We start from the raw sequence: 20074 nt of genomic DNA on the forward strand, positions 1-20074 counted from the left end.
CCCTGGTCAGAGGCGACCTGCGGGTGGCCGCCGACGCCATCCGGCTGTCGCGCAGGACACTGGCCACGATCAAGGGCAACCTGTTCTGGGCCTTCGCCTACAACGTGGCCGCCCTGCCGCTGGCCGCCCTCGGCCTGCTCAACCCGATGATCGCGGGGGCGGCGATGGCGTTCTCCAGCGTGTTCGTGGTGAGCAACAGCCTCCGGCTACGCCGATTCAATTGACAACCATCGGATGGCTCCGGGCAGCGTGCTCGGAGCCATCCGTCATTTCGGCTCTTCTGCGGCTGGGTGGGCAGTGCGCCATGGCCGCGCTGCTCGGTGCGGTGCTGATCGTCAGGCGCGCGAGGGCGAGCCAATCAGCCCAACGGTCCGCGGCAGGCGGCATCGGAGGACGAGCGGCAGGCATCGGACCGTAGCGGATTAGCCGGTTCCGGCGGCGTAGGCGGTGGTGAAGGTCTTGCCGCCGTCCTTGGATTCCAGGATCGTCCCGTCCTCCATGGCGGCCAGCAGCCGTTGCGGGTCCACGGCCGTGAACGTGACGGCCTGGCCGGGCAGCTTGCCTGTGGCGGTCCACGTCTCGCCTCCGTCCTGGCTGGCGTGGATTTGGCCGTCGGCTCCGGCGCCCACGAGGAGCCAATCGGCCGACACGTCGACATGGCTGAGAAGCGGGGCCTTCGCCACATCGGTGAAGTTCATCCCGCCGTCTTCGCTGACCTTGAGGCCGTCCGGAGTCGTGGCGAAGACCCGCGACGGCAGGTCGGCTGCCGCGCCCAGGTCGATGACCTTCTCTTCGGTGCCCTGGGTCCAGGTGGCTCCGCCGTCGAAGCTGCGCCAGATCTTCGAGGTCTGGCTGTCGAAGGCGTAGAGGGTGTCACCGGCGGGCTGGATGGAGTGGAAGTCGGCCGAGCCGCCCGCCGAGACCGTCGTCCAGGTGGCGCCCGAGTCCGTCGATCGGATGAGGCCCAGGTGCGGCGGGAGCTGTGGTGAGACGTCTTCCGCGGAGGGGTGCCCGCTGGCCAGGAAGGTCCTGGGGCCGATGATCGTGAACCCCATGTGGTCCTGATCCCGGTCGGCGACGCGCGCGATGGTCGTCGGGGAAGTGACCTTGAACAGGCCGTAGTGCCCCGCCACATAGAGGGAACCGTCGGCCGGATCGATGTCGACGCCGTGGACATGACCTACACCAAGGCCAGGCTCGCCTGCACCGTCATGCTGCGGTGCGGCCTGCCCGCAGGCGGTCAGGACCGACCCCAGCACGGCTGCTACGACGGCTGCGCGCAGCCGTCCGTCCACATGCTCCATGGGCGCAAGTCTACAGGGAGCTACTATGGCTGATCGTAGAAAGATCAGAGTGTGAGAAAGGAATGGCAGTGGTGGGCGAGGAACGCGCTCACACCCGGGACCGCGGCCACGATCGCGGGGCCTGCCAACAGCACCGTCACCGCGAGGAATCCGGTCAGGCGTTCCCGCCGATCAAGCGGTGCTTGGGGATGTAGCATGCGGCGCACGCGGGTCAGCGCCGTCTCACCGCCGGCGCCCAGCGCGAACGCGGGCACCCGCCCCGTAGCCAGCCGGACGAGGGCGGCGGCGATGTGGATGCGCGGGTGGCGGCGGGCCGCCACGTCGTCGGCCAGCAACTCGACCAGCCGCGCGACCTCCACCCTGGCCTGTTCGAACAGCGGAACACGCGGAAACGCTCGACTCAGCGTCTCGGCGGCGGCGAGCACCAGATGGTGACGTCCGCGCAGGTGCGCTTGCTCGTGCGCGAGCACCGCGGCGACCTGCTCGGGAGCCAATGACTGCAACGCCCCGCTCGTTATGACGGCGTGCCCGTTCCTGCCTGGCAGGCAATACGCCATTCGCTCCTCGTAGTCGACCACCACAGCGTCGAGGTCGACGTCGCGCCGCCCGAGCAGGACCAGTGCTTCAGCATGGCGCCGCCGGTCCCGCCGGGCGCCCAGCAGGACCGCTCCTCCCGTGTAGGCCAGCCGCGCCAGGACAAGTCCGCCGACGACCAGGCTCACCCGGGTGCTTGTCGTGCTCAGAGACGCTTCGTCGGTCAGGAGCACAGCGCACGCCTCGAACAGCCAGGCCAGACCGTGCCCCACCACCGATGCGGGCACCGCCATGGCGAACACCGCCAGCAGCAGCGAGACGACCACCGAAGCGCTTGCCGCCTGCCATATGGTGATCGCCAATCTGGGCGCCCGATCGGTCCACACCGCACGCTTCAGACGCCTCGGCAGCACCAGGGCCGCGACAGCGGCGTACAGGGCCAGAAGAGCCGCCACGGTCATGAGGCGCGTCCCTTCGGCGGATATACCTGGAGAGCGGCCTCCAAGGCGCTCGCCTCGTCGGGGGTGAGGCGTTCGAGGAAGTGCACGAGCGTGGCCGCCTGGTTGCCGCTGCTGGCCAGGGATGCCCGCATCACGTCGGCGGTGTAGGCCTCCTTCGACGAGACGGCCTCGTAGATGTAGGCCCGGCGGACCGGCCGGCGTCTGAGCAGGCCCTTGGTGTGGAGCTTGTCCATCACGGTCATCACGGTCGTGTAGGCGAGAGTCCGATCCTTGAGGAGATGCTCCAGGACATCCCGCACGGAGGCGGGCGCTTTGGTCGCCCACATGTAGTCCATGATCGTGGACTCGAGCTCTCCCAGGCCACGCACCATCTGACAGCCCCTTCCGCCTGCGATCTCATCAATGCTACCGGCGATCGTAGGCGCGCCATGAGGTCACGGAAGGGCGTTCAGGCGATCGCCGGCGACCGGCTCTCCTCGGGCGACCCAGCGACGATCTGGCTGGTGTCGGCTAGGTGCGGCAGCCCGGCGGTCTGGATGCGGGCCGTCGAAACCTTCGCGTCGCAGTGCCTGCACGGCGCGAAATCCTGCCAGCCACGCTCCGACGACTGCGATTGCGTTCAGTACCATGGGCAGGGCAATACGTAGTGGGGGTATATGTTCGAGGTGAATGAATCTCATATACCCCTAGGGGGTACGGGTTGTATGGGTGGTATTTCTGGCGTATGGTCCAAGCGGTGTATACCTATGAGGGGTATTGGGATTCGAGAGGGAGCCGTCATGAGCAGCGCCACCTACACCGTCAAGGGCATGACCTGCGGCCACTGCGTCGGCAGCGTGAAGTCCGAGGTCGGCAAGATAGCCGGTGTCACGGATGTCGACGTCGACCTGGCCACCGGCAAGGTGACGGTGACGGGCAATGAGCCCATCGACGAGGCTCTTGTTCGCGACGCCGTCGAAGAGGCTGGCTACGAGGTGGCCGCCGTCTGAACAAGGATGGCCCGGAGGTGGTGGCCACAACCGCCTCCGGGCTTCCGTAGTAGCTCGTCGCGATGCGGTGGGCAGTGCCCGTCATGGCGTTTTTGCATCTTGGTGAACGGATGTCTGTCGCGTGCCGTACCTCCACACGACAGAGCGCTACGAGGTTCGTTAGTAAACTGATGGATCCCGGGAAGTTCCGATCATCAAGGGAGGGCCGGTGGGAGTGGTGCGGCGACGTCTCGCGTTGCGGGTCGTGCGCGGCGTTCTGCTGGTCGTTCTCGCCTTGGGTGTGTGCGGCATGCACACGCTGGGACATCTCGACGGCCGGCACGGCGGCTCCCCGGCTAGCGCACACGCCATGACCATGGCGCCGGAGCCGGTGGCTTCTGGGGGTCTTCTGGTCTTCGCGCCCGCCCTGATCGGGTTCGATCCGACGAGCGTATGCGTGGCCGTGCTGACCTCACTCATCCTCGTTCTGGCGCTCGCCTCCTTGGTCAGGACATGGCGTCGAACCGTTGACCAGGGGTGGTCGCCGACGCCTCTACGGCGGGTCGCCCGGCCCCCTCCCAGGTCCACCTCCTCGCGCCTGGCATGTCTCTCGGTGTCGCGCACATAGGCCGACCATCACGCGGACGGGCTCCGAGGCTGTCCGCGACCAGGCCGACAGTTCCGACACGAACCGAGAGACCAAAGCAACCATGCGTATCAACCGCACGATGTCCATCACCATTGCCGCGGGTGCGCTCGCCCTGCTCGCCGCCTGTGGCGGCGACGGTGAATCCATGACCGGGCACCAGCAGATGAGCAGCAGCGCCCCTGCCGCCACCACCGCCAGCGCTTCGCCGTCGGCTGCCTTCAACGACGCGGACGTCATCTTCGCGCAGATGATGATCCCGCATCACGAGCAGGCGGTCGACATGGCCGACCTGGCCGCGACGCGCGCGAGCGACCCGGAGGTCAAGGAGCTCGCAGCCAAGATCAAGGCGGCGCAGGATCCGGAGATCCAGACCATGAGGGGCTGGCTGACCGCGTGGGGCAAGCCCGAGTCGGACCCTGAAGGGCACATGGGGCATGGCATGCCGGGCATGATGTCCGCGGATCAGATGAAGAAGCTCGAGGCGGCCAAGGGCAAGGAGTTCGACAAGCTGTTCGTCGAGCAGATGATCGCCCATCACAAGGGCGCGATCGAGATGGCCCGCACCGAGCAGGCCGACGGCTCCAACCCGGAGGCCAAGGAGCTGGCCAAGACCATCGAGACCACGCAGCAGGCTGAAGTGGAGCAGCTGCAGAAGATCCTCGACCGGCTCTGATCAAGGACCTGCCCGGGCGCTTGTGCGCGACAAGCGCCCGGGCAGTCTCATGTCTCAGGTGACCACACGACGGCGTATGCGGATCTTGATCGTCAGTGCGGGACGACGCCGTCGGCCAGCACCCGCCGGTAGTTGGTGACGCGATCCTCGACGGAGTCCAGGCAGCAGCTCGAGCACTTCACCTGCTCGGCGGAGGTGTAGTAGAGGCAGCAGGTGTTCCGCAGGTAGAACAGTCCCTCCCGATCGCCCTCCTTGAGCCGGACGACGGTGCCCAGGCGGTCCAAACCGCCGGTGGCAGCGGCCAGGAAGGTCTCGTAGGACTTCTGCAACTGGTCGACGTCTCCTCCGCGCCGGCTCGCGATGCAGAAAGCCGCGGCGCAGCCGTGGGCCACGCCGCCGTACAGCTGCCGGAGGCCGGCTCGCGTGCGGACGCGCATGGCCTCTGCGAGGGGCAGCAGATGCTTGTCCAGAACGCATTCGACCAGGGTCTCCACGGGCGCGTCCGACACCTTGGGATCGCGCAGACCAACGGCCTCGAAACCATGATGCGGAGAGAGCCGGATGGCGACATTTCCCGGGCGCATGTCCACCACCACGCCCTCCACCGCCCACGCGAGCACGGCCGCCGCGGTCACGGTGCCCGCGTACACAGCGATCACGGTCAGCGCGGTCGCGTGGTCGGAGACCTGGCCGCTGGCCCGGCGCTCGGCGTCGAGTACTTGACCCAGCTCATCGGAGCAGGGATCCAGGAGCCGCTCGCAAGCGATCCAGTCCCCTTCCGCGGTGAGCCCGCGATGGAGCCTGAAACGGTCGCCGAAGGATTCCAGCCGTTCGAAGACGTCTGTCACTCTTGCCGTCCTCCTAGTAGGAAGGGGATCAACCAGCGGTATGTCTGATCGGGGCAGTCGTCGTGCAACGAGTGCCCGCAGTCAGGAAGGACGTGGGTCTCGGCCGTAGCAAGACGGTCGGCGAACCGGAGACGAGGACGACCAGGCGCAACATGGTCGTCCGATTGCGTGGTGCTCGTATGTCCGAGTTCCCGCCTGTGGTAGCGGAACCGGGCAACGGACGTCTCGACATCCATGACTAGCTTCGGGCTGCTTCGAGTAGCTGGGCGGTGTAGGGGTGGGCAGGAGCGCTGGCGATGTCCGCGCACGGTCCGTGCTCCACGACCGTGCCATTGCGCAGGACCACGATCCTGTCGCATGACTGCACCGCCTCGCCCAGGTCGTGGGTGACGAACAGGACGGCCAGGGCTCGGTCGGTGGCAAGGGTACGGAGCGTGGTGGCGATGCCGGCGCGGGTGGAGACGTCCAGCATCGAGGTGGCCTCGTCCGCCACCAGCAGCAGGGGATCGACCGCGAGCGCCCGGGCGATGGACACGCGTTGCCGCTGCCCGCCCGACAGCTGACCGGGGAAGCGCTGGAGGAACTCGGGCCTCACGGGTAGGCCGGCCGCGGACATCGCCTCGCGTACCCGGTCTTCTCGTTGCTTGCGGGGCGTTCCGGCCAATGTCAGGGGTTCGGCGACCAGGGCCGCGACCCGCATGCCTGGATGGAGTGCGTCGTAGGGGTCCTGGTGGATGAATCCGATCCGCCGCTGGAGGCGGCGCAGGTTCCGGCCTCGCAGCGCGGTGAGCTCCTGGCCGGAGATCTCGACTCGCCCGGCCGCCGGGCGGAGCAGACCGAGGATGATCCTTGCCAGGGTGCTCTTTCCTGAGCCGCTCTCGCCGACCAGCCCGACGATCTCGCCGGCGTGGATGTCGAGGTCCACGTCACGCAGCGCTTCGACGGTCCTCGATCGGGCGCGGTAGACATGCCGGACACCGGACACACGTGCGGTCGGAGCTCCTCGGGCATGATCGCCTCGTGGCACCACCGGGTACTTCGGCTCGCCGTGGTGATGGCAGGCCACCTGCACCCCGTCGTACGAGCGAAGCGGTGGTGTTTCCTGCGTGCACAGGTCAGTGGCGAGCGGGCACCGCGGTGCGAACCTGCATCCGCTCGGCAGCAGGTCCAGCGCGGGCGCGGCGCCGGGGATGCTGCCCCACGGCACCTTCCGGTCCGCGACGGGCGTGGCGCCGAGCAGGCCGGCGGTGTACGGATGGGCGTGCTCGGCGGCCAGCGCGCGGGCGGGACGGACCTCGGCGAGGCGTCCGGCGTACATGACCGCGACCCGGTCGGCGTACGGCATCAGCCCGGCGAGGTCGTGCGAGACCACGAGCATGCTGGTGCCGAGACCGGCGAGCAGCGCCAGGATCCGCCGCTGGCTGATCGCGTCGAGCCCGGTCGTCGGCTCGTCGGCGACCAGCAGCCGGGGCTCACCCGCCAGCGCCAGCGCGATCGCGACGCGCTGGCGTTGCCCGCCGGACAGCTCGTGGGGAAAACAGCGCAGCATGCCTGGCTGGAGTCCGACGCGTTCGAGCAGCTCGGCGGGCTCGGACCGGCCGCCGTGCAGGGTGAGCATCTCGGTGAGCTGCGCGCCGACCCTGTGCACGGGGCTGAGGCCGGTCATCGCTCCCTGCGGCACGATCGCGATCCGGCGGCCGCGCACGTTCTTCCAGTCGGTACGACCGGCCAGCTCGTCCTGTTCCAGCATCGCGGAGCCGGTGACGGTGGCGGTGCGGGGGAGCAGCCCGAGCAGTGCGCGGGCCAGCGAGGTCTTGCCGCAGCCGCTCTCGCCCACGAGCGCCACGATCTCGCTCTCCCCGACGTCCAGGCTGATCCCGTCCACCGCGGGCGAGCCGCCATAGCCGACCGTGAGGTCGCGTAGCGACAGCGTCATCGGGTGGCCTCCTTGAGCGCGGGGTTGAGGCGTTCCTCGACGGCGATGCCGATGAGGGCGAGGGCGAGCACGGTGAGGGTGATCGCGGCGCCCGGCGGGAGGGCCCACCAGAGCCACGCCTCCGACAGGAACACGCCGTTGGTCTGGACCCAGAAGAGCGTGGTGCCCCAGCTCGGCGCGGTCGGGTCGCCCAGCCCGAGGAAGGACAGCGTGGCGTCGTAGAGGACAGCGCGCATCGCCGTACGGACGAAGACCGGGATGAGCAGGGGGCCGATCAGGTAGGAGCCGTGCCGCAGGAGCAGCCACCAGCGCGGCGCCCCCATCGACCGCGCCACCTCCAGATGGCCGCGTGACCACGCGGTCAGGACCCCGGCACGCAGCACCCGCGCCGGGACAGGCCACAGGATCAGCGCCAGGATTGCCACGCGCATGCCGAAGGACTGGCCGAGGAAGGCCGCCGCGAGGATGTAGAGGATCAGCTCCGGCAGCACCAGCATGACGTCGGTGCCGCGCATCAACGTGGCCGACAACCAGCGAGGCCCGATCCCGGCGGCGCCCCCGACCAGCGCGGCGAGCAGGGTGGTGCACGCGGCGACGATGAAGGCCAGGCTCAGCGAGGTGCCGGCGCCGACGATGAGCTGGTCGAGCAGGTTTCTGCCGAGATCGTCGGCTCCCAGCGGCAGCCCCGCTCGTGGAGGGGCATAGGGGTCGGCGACCCTGGCCCGACCGGCGTCGTCAGGGAGCACGATGCCGTACAGGGCGACGCCGACGACGACGGCGAGGATCCCGGCGCCGACGAGGCCCTGGGTGCCCAGGAGATCACGGCGGGGCGCGCGCAGGAGCATCATCGGCCACCTCCGGTTCTGGCACGGGGATCGAGCAGCGGGTACGTGGCGTCGGCCACCGCGTTCATCAGCACCACCAGCAGCGTCAGCACCAGGAACGCGCCCTGCATCAGCGGATAGTCGCGAGCCGCGATCGCGTCGAAGGTCAGGCGGCCCAGCCCGGGATAGGCGAAGACGGTCTCCACCACGATCGAGCCCGCCGCGAGGAAGCCGATCTCCATCATGAGGATCGTGTGAACCGGCAGGAGCGCGGGCCGCAGGGCGTGCCGGCGCACCAGCCTCCCGTACGGCACCCCGCGAGCGTGCGCGTGCTGGACCGGCTCGCTGGTCAGCACCGTCAGCAGCGACGAACGCGTGTAGAGGAAGAGGTAGCCCATCCCGGTCACCGTCATGGTGCTCACCGGAAGGATCAGGTGCACCAGCACACCGGAGACCGTCACGCCCTCGACGCCCGAGACGCCGAAGGTCGGTAGCACCTGGAGCTGCACGCCGAACAGAACGATGAGCAGCATGCCCAGCCAGAACTGCGGGAGCGAGTCGAGCACGATGGCCGTGCCGAGCAGGCCCGAACCCTTGCCCTGCCGACGGCGCAGGGCGCCGAGCACGCCGAGCGTGACCCCTGCCAGCGCGGTGGCCACGATGCTGGTCCCGACGAGTAGCAGCGTCCAGGGCAGCGCCTCGCCGAGCGCCTCGGTGACCGGCCGCCCGTCGGACAGTGACGTGCCGAGGTCGAGGGTGAGGATCCCGCCGAGGTAGTCCAGGAACTGCTCGGGCAAGGGCTTGCCGAAGCCGTACTGGGCAGCGATCTGGGCCCGCTCGTCCGCGGTGAGCCTGGCCAGCGCCTCCGGGCTGCCGAACAGCTTCAGCGGGCCCCCGGGCAGGGCCCGGGGGAGCGCGAAGTTCAGCGTGAGCGCCACCGCGAGCACGGCGGCGTACTCGGCCAGCCGGCTCGTCGCGTATCGCCAGCTCATTGGAGTTTGAAGTCGACGAGGGAGAACTTGTTGAGCACGGCCGAGCCGTTCTGCCAGGTCCAGCCGCTGTAGATGTCCTTGCGGAAGGCGTAGGCGCCGTTGCGGTAGTACAGCGTCAGGAACGGCATCTGCTCAGCGATCTGCGTCTGGAGCTGCTTGGCCGCCGCGGTCCTGGCTTCCATGGTCGGGGCCGAGGTCAGAGTCTTGACGGTCGCGTCCACCTCGTCGTTCTTGAACCCAACGATGTTCAGCGACCCGTCCTCCGGGTCAGAGGCCACGAGCTGGGCGATGGTGCCGCTGCTCAGCATGACCGGCGCTGACCAGCCCCACATGGACATGTCGTAGTTGCGGCCTTTACTGACGTCGTAGTCGGGCCACACCTTCGCATCCAGCGAATCGGGATCGAGCGAGCTCACCTTCACGGCCACGCCCACCGCCTTGAGCATGTCGCGGATCAGCTCGGCGCTACGCAGCCGGTCGGTGGAGGTGCTCTGGACCAGCAGCTCGTACGACATCGGCTTGCCGTCCAGCACCCGGATCCCGTCGGCACCCGGCTTGGCACCCAGCGCGTCGAGCTCGCGCTTGGCCGCCTCGGCGTCGTAGACGGAGGCAAGCTGATCCGGCGCGATGGGGGAGTCCGTGTGGATGAAGCCGGGATTGCCGGGCGTGCCCTGACCCAGCAGCGAGGTCTTCACCAGGTCGGCCACGTCGATCGCCTTGGCCAGGGCCCGCCGGACCTCGGGCTTGTCGAACGGCGCCCTGGTGGTGTTGAAGGCGAGCAGTGTGGAGGCGAACTCGGTGCCCTTGACGACGCCGATGTTCGGCTGCCTCTCCAGCGCTTGAAGCTGCTGTGGCGGCACGATGCGGGTGGACAGGTGCACCTCGCCCGTGCGCAGGGCGGCGAACTGCGTGGATTCCTCCGGTATGACCACCACTTTGACGGTCTCGACCTTCGGCTTGCCCATGGCGTAGGAGGCGTTGCCGGTCAGCGTGTAGCCGCGGGCGTTGTCGTACTGCGTCAGCTTGTACGGGCCGGTGCCGATCGCCTTGTCCGTCCCGGCCTCGCTCACCTTCTCCACCGACGACCACACGTGCTTGGGCAGGATCGCCATGTCGGCCAGGATGCGCCGTGGGAACTCGGGATCCGGTGCCTTCAGCGTCAGGGTCACGGTGTCCCCGCTCGCCGTCACGTTCTCTACCGGCCGGACGTCGATCGAGGAGTCGCCCTCCATGTGCTTTTTGTAGAACTCGACGCTGAACACCACGTCGTCGGCGGTTAGCGGCCTGCCGTCGTGCCACGTCACGCCCGGCCTGAGCGGCATCGTGAAGACCTTGTTGTCGGTGGTCTGGATCTGCTTGGCCAGCAGCGGCACGACCCCGTCGCCCTGGACGACGACCAGCGTGTCGAAGATCAGCTTCACCAGGTTGTTGCCCGGGTAGCCGGTCTGGTTGGTGAACGGCGTCAGAGTGCCCTCGTCAGACGAGATGGCGATGGTGACGCTCTTGGCGGCCGCGGCGGTCTGGCCGCTTCGTGGAGGTTCGGTACCTGCGCCGCATCCGGCCAGAGCTAACCAGAGCGCGGCGGCGATCGCGATGAACATTCTGGATTGCCGGTACACGGAACCTCCCGGGGGTATAAGAGGTCGAGACCGCACCCCTGTGGAGGGAGCGGTGTTTCATGCGACTCTATAGAGGTTTTCCGTAGATACAAGTGCCCAATATGTAAACTCCGTAATTCGGTGACACGGCTCGGCCGCGATGGCGAGCATGCCGTTGAGCTGCTCATATCCGATCCATACGTCCCTGGATCAGTCGCATGGGCGTCGCGAGCCGACCGTCCGTAACAAGACCGAAACAATCGATACTATCGATCGCCGTAGATCAGCTTGTCGGGCGTGATGGGCAGGTCGGGTCGGGCACGTCCACGAAGTGCACCGGTCGTCTGTCGTGAGGCTCCGGTCATCGGCGCGCTCCATTGAGTAGGGCATACTCATCCCCTTTGGGCCGGCTCTCCTTAGCCTCCGGGTAGGCACGAAGGAGGATAAGATGGCTGCATTTCCCCAACCCTTGATCGAAGCCATGGCCGCCCGAGCGGTGCGCATGCACCATGCCCTCTGGCACGCCGCCCGCGACGGCTGGGCAACGCGCACTGAAGCCGAGCGGAAGATCTATCGTGATCGCGGGTGGGAGCCGCCGCGCCCATCCCTGACGGCGAGCGGGCAGCCCGAGTTCAACAACGGATCTGGCGAGGACTTCCTGTACATGCACCGCGAGATGATCCGCACCGTGAACGAGATCCTCGCCGTGTCGGACCCGCAGCATCCTCGGATCGTGGGATGGGCGGCCATCCCGGCCGCCGACGACGAAGACTTTCCCGTGCCGCCGCCGTTCACTGTCCCCGGGAACGACAACCTGGCCGAGAACATACGGCAGGCCAAGAGCGCGGAAGCGCTCGACCGGCTGCGCGAGAGGGAAGCCCAGGTCACCGATCCAGCGGTGTTGGGGGGAATCACGCTCGGGCGGCTGGGCGCCTTCATAGAGTTCTTCATCCACAACAGGCTCCATCTGCGCTGGGCGGCCGAGTTGCCCAGATACCGGCCGGGCGGCTCGGCGTTCGACGTCCACCCGCGATGGGACGTGCCGAGCTATGACTGGCTCGCCGACCCCTACTCCAGCCACGTCAACCCGATCTTCTGGAAGCTGCACGGCTGGGTCGACGCCCGCATCGACGACTGGATGCGGGCCAACGGGGTGACCGGACCGGTTCCGTGGTCTTTCGACCCTCCATGGACGGGGCCTGCGGCGTCGGGACACCATCACCAGAACGTTGTCGAGCTGGCCCTCCGGGCCCGTCCGGGCAACTCCGAGGCCGTCAGCCTGGAGTCGCACGTCCACGCCTTGGAGGAGACCATCACCGCGTTGAAGGACAACGGCGTCCCCGAGCCGGTGCCCTTCCCTCAGGTGGACTGATCAGACGAAGGACACCGCTGGCCGGACAGGGCGGGGACGAGGCGGCCGCGACGGTCCAGGCGTCCGACAGCGGCTGCGGAGGCGAGTCCGGCGACGGCCATTACCAGCCATGGCAGGCTCGCCAGGTCCCAGATATGGCTGAGGTCCACCATGGCGCCGGCCAGGAGATTGCCGGCCAGGATGCCTATGCCGGACAGCAGGTTGTACATCCCGTAGTAGGTGCCGATCAGTCGGTTTCCCGCCATGTCGGCGATCGTGGCCATTTCGAAGGGAAAGGCGATCAGCATGCCGGTGGTGAGCAGGATGGTGCAGGCGATCACGGGCAGTATCGCCCACAGCGTGGGTAGCAGCAGGTGCGCTGCGGCGGCCGGTGGCAGGAAAGCGATTCCCATCAGCGCCAGGCCGCGGCTGATCGCCTGGCCGCGGCTCCAGCGACGTGCGCACCAGGCGGTCAGGCGTACCTGGCCGGCGATGCCGAGCAGCGCGGGGGTGACGTACAGGCTCATCACCCCCGCCTCGCCGCCTCCCACCCGCTGCACCTGCAAAGGCAGGGCGAGGTACATCTGGAACGACAGGGCGTAGGAGGCGATCATCGCTGCGGCGAAGGAGATGAAGGCGCGATCCCCGAACGCCTCGCGCCAGTCTCCCGATACGGGTCGATCCGTCCCGGCCGCCGCCCTTGGCCGGGACGGGAGGCAGAGGCCCTGCAGGATGGCCAGCACGGCGAAGACGGCCGCTGCGGTCAGGCAGGGTGCCGCTGGTCGACTCGACGATCGTCGCGCCGGGCATGAGGTCTCCTCTGATTCGTGCCTGGCGGATCATGTGCAGGGCTGGACGGTCCTTGATCCCGCCCGGGTTGAAGCCTTCGAGTTTGGCCCAGAATCCGCCTCCTCCCGGTACGAACGGTTCGGAAACGAACGCCAACGGCGTATTGCCGACCGCGAGGGAAAGCGACGAATATCCGGTCGTGAGCATGTTCTGCGGGCGCGCGAAAGTAACTTGCGATGACATTGATGAAATCCCCGAAGCGAATGGCGCATATCGCGGCACGACGTAATGGCCGCGAAGCGTGCGGAATGACGACGATGAAAACCGTCGATGTCCTATATGCGCAGCACGCAGAGATTTTCCTGTTCGGCGCTGATCGGGGGCGTCGTGTCCATCGAAGATGTCGATGGTTCCTTGACGCACTGTGCCAGGGCAGGGTGCAGGGCCATGGATGCGATCACGGGAGATGGCCCGCTCGCCGGACCGAGGGCGGCTGAGCAGTCCGGTTCGGTGCCATGCTGATGACCCGCCGGCAGGCCACGATGCAGGCATGTCTCGTCGTGCGAGGCCGGCGACGCCGCGGTCGGTTCAATGTGCGCGGTGCCGACCTCATGGGCGGCCTGCTCGGCCAGTTCCACCGCCGCGCAGGCGCCGCCATGGGCGAACACCACGGTGATGAGTATCGCCAGTGTGAGTCCCGCACACACGAGTAGCCGACCGGCGGCTGTGAAGGCGGCGAGTCGAGAAGCGTGGGCTGATGAGATCGCGAGCATCACTGGCCATAATGCCCATCACGTGGCAGGACGCGACCAGCAAAAGCAAACATTCCAGCAAAGAGGATTCTGGATGCGCGCGGCCGCAGTCCGCAAAATGCGTCGGTTAACAGGCGGCCGAATCCATCGCGCGGGGAAAATCGACTCCCCACACGAGAAGCTACGTAGCATCCTTTTGTTGATCGCTGTGCCATTCGGGCTCGTGCGGGACGGGTCCGGCGTGCGCGAGCCGGATGTGTGTGAGCGCGGGGCACGCCTCACGCTGAAGGTGGGATACCCTGGGGGGTATTCTGTGATGCGGAGGTGGAGAAGGTGCAGATGGACGCGACGGTTCTGGCCGATGCGCTCACCCGGCTCAAGCGGGCCCAGGGCCAGCTGGGCGGGGTGATCGCGATGATCGAGAACGGCGACGACTGCGAGCGGGTGCTGACCCAGCTGGCGGCGGTGTCCAAGGCCCTGGACCGGGCTGGATTCAAGATCATATCGACCGGCCTGCAGCAGTGCCAGGTGGCGCGCGAGCGGGGCGAGACGCCGCCGATCAGCCCCGAGCGGCTGGAGAAGTTGTTCCTCGCCCTGTCCTGAAGAGCGCCTTTGACCTGCACATTCTTTTGACGAGCTGATACCCCCCGGGGTATTTTGCGGGCATTCAAGTAGTGATGACGACGACGCGAAGGCGGCAGCACGATGACCACGATCCACGTCGAGGTGGTGGAGACCTCCTCACTGGGCGACCGCAGCTACCTGGCCCACGACGGGCAGGTCGCGCTGGTGGTGGACCCGCAGCGTGACGTCGACCGGATCCTGACCCTGGCCGGACGGCTCGGCGTGCGGATCACGCACGTGGCCGAGACCCACTTGCACAACGACTACGTCTCCGGAGGCCTGGCCCTGGCGAAGGTGACCGGCGCGAGGTACCTGGTCGCCGCAGCCGACGCCGTCGCGTTCGACCGGCTGCCGGTCGCCGACGGCGACGAGCTCGCCCTGTCCGAGGCGATGCGCATCCGTGCGGTGGCCACCCCGGGCCACACCTTCCACCACCTGTCGTACGTCCTGTCCGGAGCCGGCGGGCCCGAAGGGGTCTTCACCGGAGGGTCGCTGCTGTTCGGCACCACGGGTCGCACCGACCTGCTCGGCGCCCAGCACGCCCGGACCCTGGCCCACCGCCAGCACGCGTCGGTGCGCCGCCTGGCCGACCTGCTGCCGGACGGCGCGCAGATCTGGCCCACGCACGGCTTCGGTAGCTTCTGCTCGGCGACGCAGTCCGACGCCCCGGCCTCCACCATCGGCCGCGAGAAGCAGGTGAATGCCGCGCTGCGGCTGGAGGCCGACGACTTCGTCGCCGAGACGCTGGCCGGGCTGGACGCCTTCCCCGCCTACTACGCCCACATGGGCGCACGCAACAGCACCGGCGCGGACCTGATCGATCTGACCCCGGTGCAGGTTGCCGACGCTGGACAGTTGCGGGCGCGGATCGCCGCCGGCGAATGGGTGGTGGATCTGCGCTCGCGTAAGGCGTTCGCCCAGCGGCACCTGGCGGGCACGTTGAGCTTCGGCCTGGACGGGCCGATGTCCACCTGGCTGGCCTGGCTGGCGCCGTGGGACGCGCCTATCACGCTGCTGGGCGACAGTCCACAGCAGGTGGCCGCCGCCCAGAGGGAGCTGGCGCGCGTCGGCATCGACCGGCCGGCCGCCGCCGCGACCGGCGGCCCGGAAGAGTGGGCCGGCGGCGACGAGACGCGGCTGGCCGGGCTGACCGTCGCCACGTTCGCCGACCTGGCCGCCGCATGCGCCGGACACCCACCACCCGGGCTTCCCGCCCCCGACGTCGTGCTGGACGTGCGTATGACAGGCGAGTGGCAGGAGGGGCACATCGAGGGCGCGGCCCACATCCCCCTGCCCGACCTGCCCGCCCGTCTGGCCGAGGTGCCCGATGGGACGGTGTGGGTGCACTGCGGATCCGGATACCGGGCCGCCGCGGCCACCAGCCTGCTGCGGCGCGCCGGGCGCCGGGTGGTCCACATCGACGACGCGTACGCCGACGCCGCCGGTGCCGGCCTGACCATCACGACCCCCGAGAGTGAGACCGCATGACCGCCGCCACCCCGGCGACCCCCGCCACCCTGGACGTCGCCGCCCTCCGGCACCTCCTGGACTCCGGCAACCCGCCCCAGCTGATCGACGTGCGCACCCCCGGTGAGTTCGAGACCGCCCACGTCCCCGGCTCCTGCAACGTGCCACTGGACCTGCTGCGCGAGCACCGCGCCAGGCTGCGTGCACATCTGGACGAGGGGGCGGTTCTCATCTGCCGCTCCGGCCAGCGTGCCGCCCAGGCCGAACAGGACCTTGCCGGCGCAGGCCTGCCCGGCCTGCGCGTCCTCAAGGGCGGGATCACCGCTTGGCAGGCCACCGACGCCCCGGTCACCGTCGGCCGTCCACGCTGGGACCTGGAACGGCAGGTCCGCCTGGTCGCCGGCTCCATCGTGCTCGGTTCGATCCTGATCAGTACGGTCACCCCACGAGCCAAGTGGGTCGCCGGAACGATCGGTGGCGGGCTGACCTTCGCGGCCCTGTCGGGCACCTGCGCCATGGGCATGGCCCTGGCCAAACTGCCCTACAACCGCGGGCCGCGCACCGACCTCGACACCGTGCTTGAGGCCTTGGCCGCGGGCAGGTGAACGCCTCCGATGTACACGCCTGACGTGTTTTCGGAACCGGCGCCCGCCCGAGCCGGACGTCCGGGCCGGCTGCTCCACGTGATCGAACGGAGACAGCAATGGTGACCGTAGTCGGCCTCGGCGCCCTCATCGGTGTCCTGCTCGGGCTGCTGGGCGGTGGAGGCTCCATTCTGGCGGTTCCGGCCCTGGTCTACGGGGCCGGTCTGCCACTGGCCTCAGCCGTATCGGCTTCCCTGGTGGTGGTGGGCATCTCCTCGGCCACCGCCGTCCTGCCCCGCATCCGCGACGGGCAGGTGCGCTGGCGCATCGCTGGAATCTTCGGTGGATCCGGTGCGGCGGCCGCCTTCGCAGGCGCAGCCATGGGCAAGGCGTTGCCCGACCAGGTGGTCCTGATCGGGTTCGCCGTACTCATGGTGGTGGCCGGGTGGCGGATGCTGGCTGAGCAGACCGCCGTGGGCGGGACGTGCGCACTGCCCGGTGGCGGGGCCGACTGGCGCAGCTGCCTGCCCAAGGCCGCCCTCGCCGGCGCCGCGGTGGGCGTGTTGACCGGTCTGTTCGGGGTGGGGGGCGGGTTCGTCGTCATTCCGGTCCTGGTGCTCTGGCTGGGCCTGCCGATGACGGCCGCCGTCGGCACCTCCCTGCTGATCGTGGTGGTCAACTCGGTGGCCGGGTTCGCCGCCCACGCTGGGCAAGCCGCCCTGGACTTCGCCATCGTCGGGTCCTTCACCGCAGCAGCGGTGGCCGGGTCGCTGGCCGCCGCCCGCCTGGGCCGGCGCCTGGATCCAGGCCGGTTGCGCCGCTGGTTCGCCTCCCTCGTCTTCGCCGTGGCGGCCTTCGTAGCCGTCCAGGCGCTGTTGAACCCGGCCGCCCTGAGCGGATGACCGGGGCGGACGACGACCTCACGCCCATCGGTGGCGGTCTCGCGCGTGATGATCGGCCGCCGGCGGCTTGGGGCGTGTCAGTCCAGCCAGCCGAGCCTTGCCGCCCGCACCCCTGCCTGGAACCGGCTGCTCGCCCCGAGCGCCGCTGTCAGCTCGCTCACCAGGCGGGTGATCGTACGCGTCGAGACGCCCATACTTCGGGCGATCGCCGCGTCCTTGGCCCCGGTGGCCAGTAGCCGCAGTACCGCGCGTTGCTGCTCGGTGAGTGTGGAGCCGTCCGGCGAACCGGGCACCTCCTCCGGCTCCGAGGCCGTCATCCAGCAGTACGCGCCAGGTCGGCCTCCAACCCTTCGCGCGTCCAGTCGGCCGGCGGCTGCAATCCGAGGATCTCGTGCCTGGCCAGCTCGTCGATGCGCTGGTTCAGGCGCGCGCGTTCGGCCCGGGGGAAGAACTCGGCGTGCGCGTCGCCGCCTGCCTGCTTAGGCAGGTCAAGGTAGCGCTGGGCCGGCGCCGCCGTCCGGGCGTGCTGCTCGACCAGGCTGTCCAGCGCGCGATGGCTGCTCTGCAGGGTACGCGTGAGCGCGGCGGTCACACGGCTTGGGCGACATCGTCGTCCGCTACGTCGTCCACCGCTCCCCCTTTTCCGGATCCCCCGAACCCTGACATATCCGGTCTTAATCCGGCAAAGAGGCTTCTGCGTCGTCGGTCGGCCTCGCCGCGGGCATGGCGATCGGGTTCGCGCTCGTCATCCCGGCGGCGGCGATCACCCTTGTCGTCCTGCTGCGTCACCCCGAAGCCGGACGTTGACACCCGGCACGTCGTCGAGACTGTCCTCCGTGACCGGAAGGAGCTACACCGATGGTGTCCGTCGAAGCAGAACAAGCAAGCGTAGCCGCCCCGATGGCGTCGGGGCGGCTACGCGTTGTCTCGGCGGTGAGGGTGCCGAGAGTCAGTTGCCTGTGTAGCGGAAGATGTAGAGGCCGTGGTCGCGGTCGCTGGCGGCGACGTACTCCTGGCCGTCGTGCTCGAACGCCTGCACGCCCCAGAAGTTGTTGCCTCCCTCGTCCACGAAGTGGCCCACCTCCTGGATCTTGCCGTCCACGATCCGCGTCACACGGAAGCCCGCGGAGTAGTAGGAGAAGTAGGCGAGATCTGCCTGCTTGGCAGAGGTCGCCACCTCGTGGACCGACAGGTCACCGTAGCCTTCCGCGAAGGCTTGATCGTGCGCCTCGGGCACCGCGTAGGTGTCGAGCTCCTTCATCGTCTGCCGGTCGTACAAGTGCACGTACCCCCAGCCGTCGAAGTACGACGAGAAGGTCAGCGTGTCGCCGGCCGTGCCGACCGGCACGGGGAGCTGCGCCGGGCCTGTGCCGGCGAGGCAGTCGGCGTTGCTGTACGGCTGGTTGAAGATGGCGAAGCCCTGGCCGCGGGGCGCGACCCCGAAGGTCGGGATGTCTCCCTGGACGTCCATGCCGAGGGCGGCGTCGCAGGCGTCGGTGCCGGTGCGGTTGAAAATGAGGACCGCGTCGTAGCCGCCGGCGGCGATGACCGCGGCGACCTTCTCGGTGAACGTGCACACGCCGCGCTCGACCACGGCGATGTCCACGGCGTTCGGGTCACCCGCGGGGACGGCGGCGGAGCCGGGGCAGGCGAGGCCGGCGAACTTGGCCACGCCCGTCAGCGCCTGTCCCGGGGTGAGCTTGGTGGTGCCGCTGCCCTGGCCGGCGCTGATCGCCGTTCCGTCGGTGAGGTTGGAGGTCTTCAACGCGTACGGTGAGAAGTCCTCGTCGGCGGCGAGGACGTACCTGTCGTCGAGGGTGAACTCGGCCTGGTGGGCGTTGCCCTCCGGCCTGACGCTCAGCCCGCTCTCGGCCGCCTCGGGATCGGGGTCGGCGAAGGTGCTGTCGGCCAGGAGCGAGATGTTCAGCGGGTCGGTGACGTCGATCTGGACGTAGCCGCCGTCCCAGTACGACAGCAGCATGACCTGCCTGCCGCCGATCTCCTTCACCACCATGTCGTGCAGGAAGATCTCGTCGAGGCCGGGTTGCGTGATGCCGGGGAACTTCTCGTCGATGTCGTACTCTGCGATGACCTTGGGCTTCTTCGGGTTGGTGATGTCGAGGATGTCGACGTCGGGGCCTTCCTCGTTGTCCACGATGACGGCGTAGGCCTTGTTGCCGGCGTCCCAGGCGAAGACGCTGTGGATCTCGTTCGCGTCCTTCTTGCCCATGCCCGCCACGGTCTCGTCGCCGATGCCCACCGCGAGGGGAGTGGGGTGGGCGGCGTCGGTGACGTCGTAGATGTTCAGGCCGCCGACCCCCGTGTGGCCTTTGCAGACCTCGTTGTTCGTGACGAGGAGGTCGCCGGTGAAGGCGGGTGTGCCGACGCTGAGGGCCTGGATGCCCTCGCCGGGCGCGCTGCCCTCCTTCGCGACGATGAACGAGACTTCCTTCGGCTGGGCCGGGTTCTTGATGTCGACGACGTGCACGCCGTTGTACTTGCAGGTCGCGCCACCCCATGCGGCCAGGTAGGCGTAGCCCTTGTGGACGCCGACGTCCGCGATCTTCTCCGGCTCGGCGTTCTTCAGCGCGAGCTTGCTGACGAGTTCGACGTCTTCGCTTGAGGCGGGCAGGTGGCCGTGGTCGCCGCCGTGCTGGTGGTGGTTGTGCGTGATCTTCGCGTGGTCTATCGCGCCGTCAGAGCTGGTCGCGCCGTCATGTGCGGCGGCGGACGGCACTAGAGCCGCCAGGCTGGTGCCAACGGCGATGACCGTGGCTGCCGCAAGGCGGCTGGCTTTGTGTCCCATCGGGGGGTTCTC

At 68.6% G+C, this 20074-nt stretch carries 20 protein-coding genes and 1 pseudogene; 8 read left to right on the forward strand and 13 right to left on the reverse strand.

What is annotated here, in order from left to right; translation table 11 throughout:
- Positions 1 to 224: pseudogene (locus tag ACTWPT_RS56050) on the forward strand (hypothetical protein); the annotation flags it as partial.
- Between the two features lie 198 nt (positions 225 to 422).
- On the opposite strand, the gene ACTWPT_RS56055 reads toward ACTWPT_RS56050, so the two are convergent.
- The 3 genes from ACTWPT_RS56055 to ACTWPT_RS56065 are packed head-to-tail and all read right to left on the reverse strand — an operon-like array spanning position 423 to position 2670.
- Positions 423 to 1304, reverse strand: coding sequence for a F510_1955 family glycosylhydrolase (locus tag ACTWPT_RS56055; protein WP_443185740.1), 882 nt, complete (start codon positions 1302 to 1304; stop codon positions 423 to 425).
- 44 nt (positions 1305 to 1348) lie between these two features.
- Positions 1349 to 2299, reverse strand: coding sequence for a M56 family metallopeptidase (locus tag ACTWPT_RS56060; RefSeq protein WP_443185741.1), 951 nt, complete (start codon positions 2297 to 2299; stop codon positions 1349 to 1351).
- Positions 2296 to 2670, reverse strand: a complete 375-nt coding sequence (locus ACTWPT_RS56065) for a BlaI/MecI/CopY family transcriptional regulator (RefSeq protein WP_443185742.1) — start codon at positions 2668 to 2670, stop codon at positions 2296 to 2298. The genes ACTWPT_RS56060 and ACTWPT_RS56065 overlap by 4 nt, the downstream gene beginning before the upstream one ends.
- A gap of 408 nt (positions 2671 to 3078) precedes the next feature.
- Here ACTWPT_RS56065 and ACTWPT_RS56070 point away from each other — a divergent pair, with 408 nt between their 5' ends.
- Both ACTWPT_RS56070 and ACTWPT_RS56075 read left to right on the forward strand, forming a co-directional pair.
- Entirely contained in the window at positions 3079 to 3288 is a 210-nt protein-coding gene (locus tag ACTWPT_RS56070; protein ID WP_443185743.1) for a heavy-metal-associated domain-containing protein, read from the forward strand.
- A gap of 707 nt (positions 3289 to 3995) precedes the next feature.
- Entirely contained in the window at positions 3996 to 4589 is a 594-nt protein-coding gene (locus tag ACTWPT_RS56075) for a DUF305 domain-containing protein (RefSeq protein WP_443185744.1), read from the forward strand.
- A gap of 92 nt (positions 4590 to 4681) precedes the next feature.
- Here ACTWPT_RS56075 and ACTWPT_RS56080 read toward each other — a convergent pair whose 3' ends face one another.
- From ACTWPT_RS56080 to ACTWPT_RS56100, 5 genes are all read right to left on the reverse strand, one after another.
- Positions 4682 to 5437, reverse strand: a complete 756-nt coding sequence (locus ACTWPT_RS56080; protein ID WP_443185745.1) for a (2Fe-2S)-binding protein — start codon at positions 5435 to 5437, stop codon at positions 4682 to 4684.
- Between the two features lie 238 nt (positions 5438 to 5675).
- Positions 5676 to 7373, reverse strand: a complete 1698-nt coding sequence (locus ACTWPT_RS56085; RefSeq protein ID WP_443185746.1) for an oligopeptide/dipeptide ABC transporter ATP-binding protein — start codon at positions 7371 to 7373, stop codon at positions 5676 to 5678.
- Positions 7370 to 8221 carry an ABC transporter permease gene (locus ACTWPT_RS56090; RefSeq protein WP_443185747.1) on the reverse strand — a complete coding sequence of 284 codons (852 nt, stop codon included), beginning with the start codon at positions 8219 to 8221 and terminating at the stop codon, positions 7370 to 7372. The genes ACTWPT_RS56085 and ACTWPT_RS56090 overlap by 4 nt, the downstream gene beginning before the upstream one ends.
- Positions 8218 to 9189, reverse strand: a complete 972-nt coding sequence (locus ACTWPT_RS56095; RefSeq protein WP_443185748.1) for an ABC transporter permease — start codon at positions 9187 to 9189, stop codon at positions 8218 to 8220. Before ACTWPT_RS56095 ends, ACTWPT_RS56090 begins: the two co-directional genes overlap by 4 nt.
- Positions 9186 to 10808, reverse strand: a complete 1623-nt coding sequence (locus ACTWPT_RS56100; protein ID WP_443185749.1) for an ABC transporter substrate-binding protein — start codon at positions 10806 to 10808, stop codon at positions 9186 to 9188. The genes ACTWPT_RS56095 and ACTWPT_RS56100 overlap by 4 nt, the downstream gene beginning before the upstream one ends.
- Before the next feature lie 427 nt (positions 10809 to 11235).
- On the opposite strand from ACTWPT_RS56100, the gene ACTWPT_RS56105 reads away from it, so the two are divergent.
- Positions 11236 to 12159 (forward strand): hypothetical protein, encoded by a 924-nt coding sequence (locus ACTWPT_RS56105; RefSeq protein ID WP_443185750.1) that lies wholly within the window; start codon positions 11236 to 11238, stop codon positions 12157 to 12159.
- Here ACTWPT_RS56105 and ACTWPT_RS56110 read toward each other — a convergent pair.
- Both ACTWPT_RS56110 and ACTWPT_RS56115 read right to left on the reverse strand, forming a co-directional pair.
- A complete protein-coding gene (locus ACTWPT_RS56110) occupies positions 12147 to 12905 on the reverse strand; it encodes an MFS transporter (protein ID WP_443185778.1) in 759 nt (252 codons plus the stop codon). The genes ACTWPT_RS56105 and ACTWPT_RS56110 overlap by 13 nt on opposite strands.
- A 357-nt stretch (positions 12906 to 13262) precedes the next feature.
- Positions 13263 to 13700: a hypothetical protein gene (locus tag ACTWPT_RS56115; RefSeq protein ID WP_443185751.1), complete on the reverse strand. Its 438-nt coding sequence runs from the start codon at positions 13698 to 13700 to the stop codon at positions 13263 to 13265.
- A gap of 318 nt (positions 13701 to 14018) precedes the next feature.
- Between ACTWPT_RS56115 and ACTWPT_RS56120 the strand changes: the two genes are divergently transcribed.
- The 4 genes from ACTWPT_RS56120 to ACTWPT_RS56135 all read left to right on the forward strand — a co-directional run bounded on the left by ACTWPT_RS56120 (position 14019) and on the right by ACTWPT_RS56135 (position 17256).
- Positions 14019 to 14282, forward strand: a complete 264-nt coding sequence (locus ACTWPT_RS56120) for a metal-sensitive transcriptional regulator (RefSeq protein ID WP_443185779.1) — start codon at positions 14019 to 14021, stop codon at positions 14280 to 14282.
- Positions 14283 to 14384: 102 nt separating this feature from the next.
- Positions 14385 to 15791 (forward strand): MBL fold metallo-hydrolase, encoded by a 1407-nt coding sequence (locus tag ACTWPT_RS56125; RefSeq protein WP_443185752.1) that lies wholly within the window; start codon positions 14385 to 14387, stop codon positions 15789 to 15791.
- Entirely contained in the window at positions 15788 to 16375 is a 588-nt protein-coding gene (locus ACTWPT_RS56130; protein WP_443185753.1) for a rhodanese-like domain-containing protein, read from the forward strand. The genes ACTWPT_RS56125 and ACTWPT_RS56130 overlap by 4 nt, the downstream gene beginning before the upstream one ends.
- 98 nt (positions 16376 to 16473) lie before the next feature.
- Positions 16474 to 17256 (forward strand): sulfite exporter TauE/SafE family protein, encoded by a 783-nt coding sequence (locus ACTWPT_RS56135; protein WP_443185754.1) that lies wholly within the window; start codon positions 16474 to 16476, stop codon positions 17254 to 17256.
- Positions 17257 to 17333: 77 nt separating this feature from the next.
- Here the strand turns inward: ACTWPT_RS56135 and ACTWPT_RS56140 are convergent, their stop codons facing one another.
- The 3 genes from ACTWPT_RS56140 to ACTWPT_RS56150 form a co-directional block, all read right to left on the reverse strand.
- The gene (locus ACTWPT_RS56140; protein WP_443185755.1) at positions 17334 to 17573 is read right to left on the reverse strand and encodes a response regulator transcription factor; all 240 of its coding nucleotides are present in this window, start codon (positions 17571 to 17573) and stop codon (positions 17334 to 17336) included.
- Positions 17570 to 17848 (reverse strand): hypothetical protein, encoded by a 279-nt coding sequence (locus tag ACTWPT_RS56145; RefSeq protein WP_443185756.1) that lies wholly within the window; start codon positions 17846 to 17848, stop codon positions 17570 to 17572. The genes ACTWPT_RS56140 and ACTWPT_RS56145 overlap by 4 nt, the downstream gene beginning before the upstream one ends.
- 357 nt (positions 17849 to 18205) lie before the next feature.
- Positions 18206 to 20062 (reverse strand): PA domain-containing protein, encoded by a 1857-nt coding sequence (locus ACTWPT_RS56150; RefSeq protein ID WP_443185757.1) that lies wholly within the window; start codon positions 20060 to 20062, stop codon positions 18206 to 18208.
- Between the last annotated feature and the right edge of the window lie 12 nt (positions 20063 to 20074).

It is taken from the genome of Nonomuraea sp. 3N208, assembly GCF_052245935.1.
Taxonomy (GTDB): Bacteria; Actinomycetota; Actinomycetes; order Streptosporangiales; family Streptosporangiaceae; genus Nonomuraea.

Excerpts from the sequence above, each read along its gene's own strand:
- ACTWPT_RS56115 (WP_443185751.1), bottom strand. The coding sequence starts at position 13,700 with ATGCTCGCGATCTCATCAGCCCACGCTTCTCGACTCGCCGCCTTCACA.
- ACTWPT_RS56120 (WP_443185779.1), top strand. The coding sequence starts at position 14,019 with ATGGACGCGACGGTTCTGGCCGATGCGCTCACCCGGCTCAAGCGGGCC.
- ACTWPT_RS56085 (WP_443185746.1), bottom strand. The coding sequence starts at position 7,373 with ATGACGCTGTCGCTACGCGACCTCACGGTCGGCTATGGCGGCTCGCCC.
- ACTWPT_RS56095 (WP_443185748.1), bottom strand. The coding sequence starts at position 9,189 with ATGAGCTGGCGATACGCGACGAGCCGGCTGGCCGAGTACGCCGCCGTG.
- ACTWPT_RS56060 (WP_443185741.1), bottom strand. The coding sequence starts at position 2,299 with ATGACCGTGGCGGCTCTTCTGGCCCTGTACGCCGCTGTCGCGGCCCTG.
- ACTWPT_RS56090 (WP_443185747.1), bottom strand. The coding sequence starts at position 8,221 with ATGATGCTCCTGCGCGCGCCCCGCCGTGATCTCCTGGGCACCCAGGGC.
- ACTWPT_RS56140 (WP_443185755.1), bottom strand. The coding sequence starts at position 17,573 with ATGACGGCCTCGGAGCCGGAGGAGGTGCCCGGTTCGCCGGACGGCTCC.
- ACTWPT_RS56105 (WP_443185750.1), top strand. The coding sequence starts at position 11,236 with ATGGCTGCATTTCCCCAACCCTTGATCGAAGCCATGGCCGCCCGAGCG.
- ACTWPT_RS56130 (WP_443185753.1), top strand. The coding sequence starts at position 15,788 with ATGACCGCCGCCACCCCGGCGACCCCCGCCACCCTGGACGTCGCCGCC.
- ACTWPT_RS56150 (WP_443185757.1), bottom strand. The coding sequence starts at position 20,062 with ATGGGACACAAAGCCAGCCGCCTTGCGGCAGCCACGGTCATCGCCGTT.
- ACTWPT_RS56075 (WP_443185744.1), top strand. The coding sequence starts at position 3,996 with ATGTCCATCACCATTGCCGCGGGTGCGCTCGCCCTGCTCGCCGCCTGT.
- ACTWPT_RS56065 (WP_443185742.1), bottom strand. The coding sequence starts at position 2,670 with ATGGTGCGTGGCCTGGGAGAGCTCGAGTCCACGATCATGGACTACATG.
- ACTWPT_RS56125 (WP_443185752.1), top strand. The coding sequence starts at position 14,385 with ATGACCACGATCCACGTCGAGGTGGTGGAGACCTCCTCACTGGGCGAC.
- ACTWPT_RS56055 (WP_443185740.1), bottom strand. The coding sequence starts at position 1,304 with ATGGAGCATGTGGACGGACGGCTGCGCGCAGCCGTCGTAGCAGCCGTG.
- ACTWPT_RS56070 (WP_443185743.1), top strand. The coding sequence starts at position 3,079 with ATGAGCAGCGCCACCTACACCGTCAAGGGCATGACCTGCGGCCACTGC.
- ACTWPT_RS56135 (WP_443185754.1), top strand. The coding sequence starts at position 16,474 with ATGGTGACCGTAGTCGGCCTCGGCGCCCTCATCGGTGTCCTGCTCGGG.